Annotated in this window: 7 protein-coding genes; 1 reads left to right on the top strand and 6 read right to left on the bottom strand. The window is 71.9% G+C overall.

The annotated features are described in order from the left end of the window. Positions 1-535, bottom strand: a 535-nt coding sequence (locus tag ACJ73U_RS04850) for a DUF664 domain-containing protein (RefSeq protein WP_407776300.1), incomplete at its 3' end; no start/stop codon positions are given. A gap of 105 nt (positions 536-640) precedes the next feature. On the opposite strand from ACJ73U_RS04850, the gene ACJ73U_RS04845 reads away from it, so the two are divergent. Beyond that, a complete protein-coding gene (locus ACJ73U_RS04845) occupies positions 641-1,432 on the top strand; it encodes a DUF817 domain-containing protein (protein ID WP_407776299.1) in 792 nt (263 codons plus the stop codon). Here the strand turns inward: ACJ73U_RS04845 and ACJ73U_RS04840 are convergent. From ACJ73U_RS04840 to ACJ73U_RS04820, 5 genes are all read right to left on the bottom strand, one after another. Further along, a complete protein-coding gene (locus ACJ73U_RS04840; protein ID WP_407776298.1) occupies positions 1,407-2,330 on the bottom strand; it encodes a TIGR03564 family F420-dependent LLM class oxidoreductase in 924 nt (307 codons plus the stop codon). The genes ACJ73U_RS04845 and ACJ73U_RS04840 overlap by 26 nt on opposite strands. Then, positions 2,327-3,676 (bottom strand): NtaA/DmoA family FMN-dependent monooxygenase, encoded by a 1,350-nt coding sequence (locus ACJ73U_RS04835; protein ID WP_407776297.1) that lies wholly within the window; start codon positions 3,674-3,676, stop codon positions 2,327-2,329. Before ACJ73U_RS04835 ends, ACJ73U_RS04840 begins: the two co-directional genes overlap by 4 nt. Continuing rightward, positions 3,673-4,755, bottom strand: coding sequence for an LLM class flavin-dependent oxidoreductase (locus tag ACJ73U_RS04830; RefSeq protein WP_407776296.1), 1,083 nt, complete (start codon positions 4,753-4,755; stop codon positions 3,673-3,675). Before ACJ73U_RS04830 ends, ACJ73U_RS04835 begins: the two co-directional genes overlap by 4 nt. Further along, on the bottom strand, positions 4,752-5,261 hold the full coding sequence (gene ssuE / locus ACJ73U_RS04825) for an NADPH-dependent FMN reductase (RefSeq protein ID WP_407776295.1): 510 nt from the start codon (positions 5,259-5,261) through the stop codon (positions 4,752-4,754). Before ssuE ends, ACJ73U_RS04830 begins: the two co-directional genes overlap by 4 nt. 197 nt (positions 5,262-5,458) lie before the next feature. Next, a partial coding sequence (locus ACJ73U_RS04820) for an FAD/NAD(P)-binding protein (protein WP_407776294.1) occupies positions 5,459-6,954 on the bottom strand: 1,496 nt, incomplete at its 5' end.

Below are 6,954 nucleotides of genomic sequence, written 5' to 3'. Positions count from 1 at the left end.
CATACTCACCCCACCACCGCTCATCCCCGACATCATCACGATCCCGCCCCCCACCCCCATCCATCATCTCGCCCACCACAACAGCCAGCCCATCAAGCAGAGCCGTATCCTGCAACACCCGCACCAGCAACGACCCGAAAGTCGTACCCCGACGTTCCTCCGGCCACCACGACACGGACGCCGGCGCGTCGAGCGGCAGCTCCTCGATCGACTCGTCCGAGTGCTGCCACGCGCGTTGGTAGAGCCCCACGATGTACTCGCGCGTCTCGTCCGCCTTGGCCCACATGTCGCCGCTCTCCCAGACAGAACCGTCCTCGTTCCACGGCAACGTCACCGGCGCCGGGCGGCCGACGGAGTCGCCCAGGTAGCCGAACTCGACCCCCACCAGGTGCTTCACCACCCCCAGCAGGTTCGTGGCCGTCGGCGTCATGGGGCGGCGGACGTCGTACTCCGACAGGCCCGTCAGCGAGCGGAGCAGCGAGTCCCGGCTCTCCTGGAGGTATCGGTGCAGGTCAGCGGCAATTCCAGTGCTCATGCGGACAGGGTAGGTCCGAGCACCGACAGAATCGTGCTGGACCACCGGTGCGGCCGGATACCCGGGAGCTGAGCAACCGTCGCGAGGCAGGCACGTCCACCGGCCATGAGACTCCTCGTCACGCAACTGCCGCGCTTCGCGTGGATCGAGGCCCGCTGCTGCGCCTTCGCGGTCGCCGTGTTCGGCGGGCTCGCGCTGTCCAAGGTCGTGCCGCTGCCGATCGCGCGCTACGACGCGCTGCTGATCTACTGCGTCGCGGTCACCGCGGTGTTCTGGCTCGTCGGGTGGGAAACCGGCAGGGAGGTGCTGGTCATCGCCGGCTTCCACCTCGTCGGGCTGGTGTTCGAGCTGGTCAAGGTGCCGCTGGGGTCGTGGGCCTACCCGGAGCCGGCGGTGACGAAGGTACTCGGCGTCCCGCTCTACAGCGGCTTCCTCTACGCGGCGGTCGGCAGCTACATCGTGGCCGCCTGGCGGCTGTTCGACCTGCGGGTCTCCGGCTACCGCGCCGTCCCCACCGCGGTGACCGCGTTCGCTGTCTACGTCAACCTCATCACCCACCACTGGCTGCCGGACCTGCGTTGGCCGCTCGCCGGCCTGCTCGTCGCCGTCACCTGGGGGTCGACCGTGCACTTCACCGTCGGCGCGCACCGCCACCGCATGCCGCTCGCGGTGTCGTTCGTCCTCATCGGATTCTTCCTGTGGCTCGCGGAGAACATCGCGACGTTCTTCGGCGCGTGGCGCTACCCGCACCAGCTCCAGGCGTGGCGGCTCGTGGACCCGGCGAAGTTCGGCGCGTGGGCCATGCTCATCAGCGTGACGTTCGTGCTCGTCGCGGCGTTCCGGTCCCGCGCCGGCCTGCTGCGGGAGCCGGTCAGGCCTTCGCCAGTTCCCCGATGAGCCGCCAGGTCCGCTCGCGGTCCTCCGCCGTGGTCAGGTCCGTCTGCGTGAACACCACCTCGGTCGCGCCGGCGTCGAAGTAGCGGCGCACCTCGGCGGCCACCGTCTCCTCGTCGCCGATGGCCACCAGCTCCGCGGCCTCGCTCACGCCCGACAGCTCGATGACCCGCTGGTAGGACGGGATCCGTTGGTAGAAGGCCGTTGCCGCGGCGCCGGCCGCGCGGGCGGCCTCGACGTCCGCGGTCACGACGGCCGGCAGCGCCGCGACGATCCGCGGCGCCGGCCGTCCCGCGCCGGCGGCGGTGATCGTGGGCACGATGTGCTCCGCCAACGCCTTCGGGCCGGCCAGGTTCGTCAGCGTGCCGTCGGCCAGCTCGCCGGTGACGCGCAACGCCTGCGGGGCCATGGCGGCGACCAGGACCGGCAGCGGCGAGCCACCGGGCACGGTGGCCGGCATGGGTGTCCGCGCGATGATCGCCTCACCGACGAAGTCGACCGTCCCGGTGTCCACAATGGATCGCAGCGCGGTGAGGAACTCCCGCAGCCGCCGGATGGGCAGCTCGAACGGCACGCCGAACACCGGCTCGACGAACGCCTCCGCGCCGATGCCGAGGCCGAGGGTGAGGCGACCCGACGCGGCCGCCTGCGCGGTCTGCGCCTGGCTCGCCACCAGGATCGGGTGCCGCGCGAAGATCGGCACCACCGACGTGCCGACGGCAAGCTCCGGCACCTCGCGGCCCACGATGCCGGCGAGCGTGATCGCGTCGAGGTCGAAGCGCTGCCCCAACCACGCCGCCGGGATGCCGGCCGCAGCCGCCTCCCGCGCGAACGTCACGGCCGAGTCGACGACGTTGCCGGGCGAGTTCGGCCCGACCGGAAGCACCACGCCGTAGGTCATGCCGCGTTCCCGCTCGCGTCCGGCAGGCCGAGGTGCTCGCGCAGTGTCGTGCCGTCGTACTCCGTGCGGTACACGCCGCGCTCCTGCAGCAGCGGGACCACCTTGTCGGCGAACACGTCCAGACCACCGGGCGTGATGTGGGGCACCAGGATGAAGCCGTCGCTCGCGTCCCGCTGCACCAGGTCGTTGATCTGTTCGGCCACGGTGGACGGTGCGCCGACGAACGTCTGCCGCGCGCCGACCTCGATCATCAGCTCGCGGATGGACAGGTTCTTCTCCGCCGCCAGCTCGCGCCACTTCCGCGCCACGGCAAGGGGATCCTTGTTCATGCGTACGCTCGCCCGGCCCCTGGCCACCGTGTGCTCGCCGGGCAACGGGTCCTCCTCGGGCAGCGGCCCGTCGGGGTCGTGGGCGCTCAGGTCGCGGTTCCACACCTGTTCCAGCAGCTTGATCGCGGTCTGGCCGCTGACCTGCTGGCGCCGCACGATCGCGGCCTGCTCGCGGGCGTCCGCGTCGGTGTCGCCGAGCACGAACGTGGCCGCGGGGAACACCTTCAGGGAGTCGCGTGTCCGCCCGAAGCGGGCCAGCCTCCCCTTGATGTCGGCGTAGAACTCCTGCCCCGCCTCGAGCGTGCCGTGCCGGGAGAAGATGGCGTCCGCCGTCGCGGCGGCGAAGTCACGGCCCTCGTTCGAGTCGCCGGCCTGGAAGATCACCGGCCGGCCCTGCGGACCGCGCGGCACGTTGAACTGGCCGGCGATGTCGAAGTGGTCGTCGCGGTGGGTGAACGCGCCGGGCCGCGGCTGGGCCAGGAACCGGCCGCTCTCCTTGTCCGCCAGGATCTCGTCGCCGCGCCACGAGTCGAACAGCTTCCACGCCGTGTGCAGGAACTGCTCGGCGCGACGGTAACGGTCGCCCTCCGCGAGGAAACCGCCGCGGCGGAAGTTCTCGCCGGTGAACGCGTCCCACGACGTCACCACGTTCCACGCGGCCCGGCCGCCGGAGAGGTGGTCGAGGCTGGCGAACTGGCGCGCCACCTCGTACGGCTCGTTGAACGTCGAGTTGATCGTGCCGGCGAGGCCGAGATGCGTGGTCACCGCGGACAGCGCCGCCAGCACGGTGAAGGTGTCGGGGCGACCCACCACGTCCAGGTCGTAGATCTGGCCGCCCTGCTCGCGCAACCGCAGTCCCTCGGCCAGGAAGAGGAAGTCGAACTTCGCGCGCTCGGCCGTGCGGGCGAAGTGCTCGAACGACGAGAACTCGATGTGGCTGCCGGCGGCCGGATCGCTCCATACGGTCGTGTTGTTGACGCCCGGGAAGTGCGCGGCCAGGTGAACCTGCTTGGTCATCGTGCCCCCTGTGTCGCCGCGTAACGGTTCGCCGGCCGTGGCAGGCCGAGCCGGTCGCGCAGCGTGCCGTCCTCGTAGGTCCGCCGGAACACCCCGCGTTTCCGCAGCTCCGGCACGAGCCCTCGCGTGATCGCCGTGAGGTCGTGCGGCAGCGTCCCGGGCCGCAGCCGGAACCCCGTGAGCCCCTTCTCCTGCCACGTGAGGAGAAGGTCGGCCAGCTCGGCCGGGGTGCCGGTGAACACCGCGGTGTCCGTGGTGAACTCGGCCCGGTCGTTGAGGCGGGCGAGCCGGTCCGCGCCGTCCAGGAACACCGTCAGGTCACCGAAGACGTGGGGCACGCCGCTGATCTGGGCGGTGATCGCCGCCGCGTCGTCGGCGTCGCGCGGGGTCACGAACACGACGTCCGCGGTCCGTTCGGCGAACCGGTGGACCGGGGCGGCGTGTGCCAGCGCGAAGACCGGCGGCTGTCCCTGCGGCGGCCGCGGGGTGATCGACGGGCCCTTGACGCTGAACCAGCGGCCCGCGAAGTCGATGTAGTGCAGCTTGTCGCGGTCGACGAAGCGACCGGTGGCCGCGTCGCGGATCTCGGCGTCGTCCTCCCAGCTGTCCCAGAGCCGGCGCACGACCTCCACGTACTCGGCGGCCTCGTCGAGCAGGTCGTCGACCTCCAGTGCCGGCCGGCGGCCGACGTGCTCGGTGTGGTGCGGGTCGACGCGGACCCGGACACCCGCGCGGCCCAGGCTCGCGTAGTCGATCGTGGCGATGGCCTTGGCGATGTGGAACGGCTCGGTGTGCGTGGTGATCACCGTTGGCACGAGGCCGATCCGGCGCGTGCGGGGCGCGACGGCGGCCGCGATCAGCGTCGCGTCGAGGCGTCCGCTCACCCGGGTGGTGTCGGTGGACTGGAGCCCGAACGAGTCCTCGAACGTGACCAGGTCGAGCAGGCCGTCCTCGGCCTCGCGCACGAGGTCGGTCCAGTAGCGGGCGGTGAACAGTTCCTTCGGGCGCGCGTCGGGCTCGCGCCAGGCGGCCGGGTGCCAGCCCGCGCCCTCCAGTGCGACGGCGAGGTGGAGTGTCATGGCACCAGCTCCGCCACCGCGGCGTCCACCTTGGCCTGGACGTCGGGCGCGAGCACGACGCCGTCCGGTGTGCGTTCGATCTGCTTGTCGATCAGGAACAGGCCGGTGAGGACGTGGCGGGCGCCCAGCGCGGTGAGCACGGGGCGCAACGCGTAGTCGAGCGCCAGCGCGTGGACCGGCGCGCCGCCGGTGAGTATCGGCAGTACGGCCTTGCCGGCCAGCGCGGACGCCGGGAGCAGGTCGAGGAACGTCTTGAGCACGCCCGAGTACGCGGCCTTGTAGACCGGCGACGCGACGATCAGGCCGTCCGCGTCGGCCACCTTCTTGACGGCCTCGCCGACCGCGGGGTCGTTCGCGTCCGCGCCGAGCAACGCGTCGGCCGGGAGGGCGCGGATCGGGATCACCTCGACGTCGTGGCGGTCGAGGCGGCTCGCGATGTGCCGGAGCAACGCCACCGTCCGCGACTCGGTCGACGGGCTACCGGCTAACGCGACAATCGAGGGCACTGAACCTCCTGTTAGGACAGAGCGAACCGCAGGACCGCCCACGCGTCCACCGCGAGACGGGCCGCGGGCAACGCGCGGCGCCGGCGCCAGAACCGGATCATGTCGACCGCCTTCTCCCCTGGCCCCTCCATTCAAGGCACGGTCGGCGGCCCGGGCAACGGAGTCCGCATGCTGGAACCCCGGGAACAGACGCCGGCTCAACCGAACTGGGCCAGGATGTGGCGGGCCACCGCGTCGTTCTGGCGGAAGCCGACCGCGTTCGTGTTGGGCCTCGTGAAGGCACCCGGAGCCCGCGAGCTGGTGTGCGGGCCCAGCGCGAACCGGCGCGGGTGGGGCCAGCCCGTCGCGTCCACCAGCAGACCGGCCTCGGTGGTCAGGATGCGGCCGGTGCTGTGCTCGGCCGCGGCGTCGAGGAGAACCTCCTCCGCCAGCTCACCCCGCCCGTACATGGCTCGCAGCAGGGGATCCGTCGCCCGCCGGACGCTCGGGGCGGGGAGCCGCGCGTCCACCAGCGTGCGTGCCTGGATCTCGCCCGGGACCGCCGGGCTGCCCGCCACGAAGATCCCGTCCTCGGCGCGGACCCGCATGTCCGGCCCGACGAACCGGACCACGCCGGCCTCGACCAGCGCCAGCAGCTCCCGCAACCGGTGTCCCGGCGGCCCGCTCGCGAAGAAGCTGAAGAACCCGAACCACCAGCCGTCCACGTCGTCGAGCTGGGACGCCGCGCGCAGCTTCCCCGCGCCCACCAGCCGCGCCAGCTGGCCGAAGACGGACAGCAGCGTGTAGAACGCGCCCAGGTCCGCGCTGTACGACGGATCCGCGCGGCGGACGAGGTCCGCCTGGATGTACGCGCATACGTGACTGGTCAGCGCGGCACGGTCCAGGAAGGTGAGGTCGCGCAGCGGACGGTCCAGTGCCGCCAGGTCCAGCCGGTCGTCCTCGTCCGGAACGGCCTTCGCCACCAGGACGCGCAGGTCGGCTCCGTCCCAGTCCAGGGCGGCGTAGCGGTCGGCGAACTCGTCGAAGTCCAGTCGCACGCGGTCGGGGTGCCCGGTGAACAGCTCGTGGTAGTAGCCCCAGCCGATCTCCTTGGCCATCAGCGGCCAGACGTCGCCGTGGAAGTCCAGGCGGCCGGGTCGTGCCAGCAGGTCGGCGACCTCGGGCGGGCCGAAGAACTTCGGCAGCTGGGGCCGCTCGCCGCGCAGGCGGTACTCCGGTTTCGCGTGGTAGGGCACCCCTCGGCGGGAGCCCACGTAGAGGATCGGTTCCCGCCCGGACGGCTCGTAGCCCCGCGCGGTGAAGCGGCCGCCCCGGCTCTCGGTGAGCAGCACGGCCAGGTCCACGAACGCGAGCCCGAAACCACGCAGCAGCACGGGTTCCCCGGGTTCGATGGCCGACAGGTCCAGGTCCGCGGTGTAGGCGGGCGGGACGTAGCGGAGGTCGTGCTCGCGGGCGTACTGCGCGAGGCGGGCCTCCTCCGGCGCGGGCGCGGCGTCCAGGTGGCCCAGCGCGAGCACGACCAGGTCGACCACCAGCGGCTCGTGGCCGTCGGCGAGCCAGACCCGCTGCACGCCGTCCGGCTGGCCGGTCACGTCCACCGCCCGCGTCGGGTGGACACGCACGTCGACCCCGTCCGGCAGGATGCCGAGGATCCAGCCGTAGATCGTTTTATGGTAGTGTATGTTAAGTGTGT

It is taken from the genome of Actinophytocola sp., assembly GCF_045807065.1.
Lineage (GTDB): Bacteria > Actinomycetota > Actinomycetes > Mycobacteriales > Pseudonocardiaceae > Actinophytocola.
This window is presented reverse-complemented; position numbering and strand designations above follow the sequence as displayed.

Bases quoted from the DNA above. Each gene is read 5' to 3' on its own strand.
- ACJ73U_RS04835 (WP_407776297.1), bottom strand. From the start codon at position 3,676: ATGACCAAGCAGGTTCACCTGGCCGCGCACTTCCCGGGCGTCAACAAC.
- ACJ73U_RS04830 (WP_407776296.1), bottom strand. From the start codon at position 4,755: ATGACACTCCACCTCGCCGTCGCACTGGAGGGCGCGGGCTGGCACCCG.
- ACJ73U_RS04840 (WP_407776298.1), bottom strand. From the start codon at position 2,330: ATGACCTACGGCGTGGTGCTTCCGGTCGGGCCGAACTCGCCCGGCAAC.
- ACJ73U_RS04845 (WP_407776299.1), top strand. From the start codon at position 641: ATGAGACTCCTCGTCACGCAACTGCCGCGCTTCGCGTGGATCGAGGCC.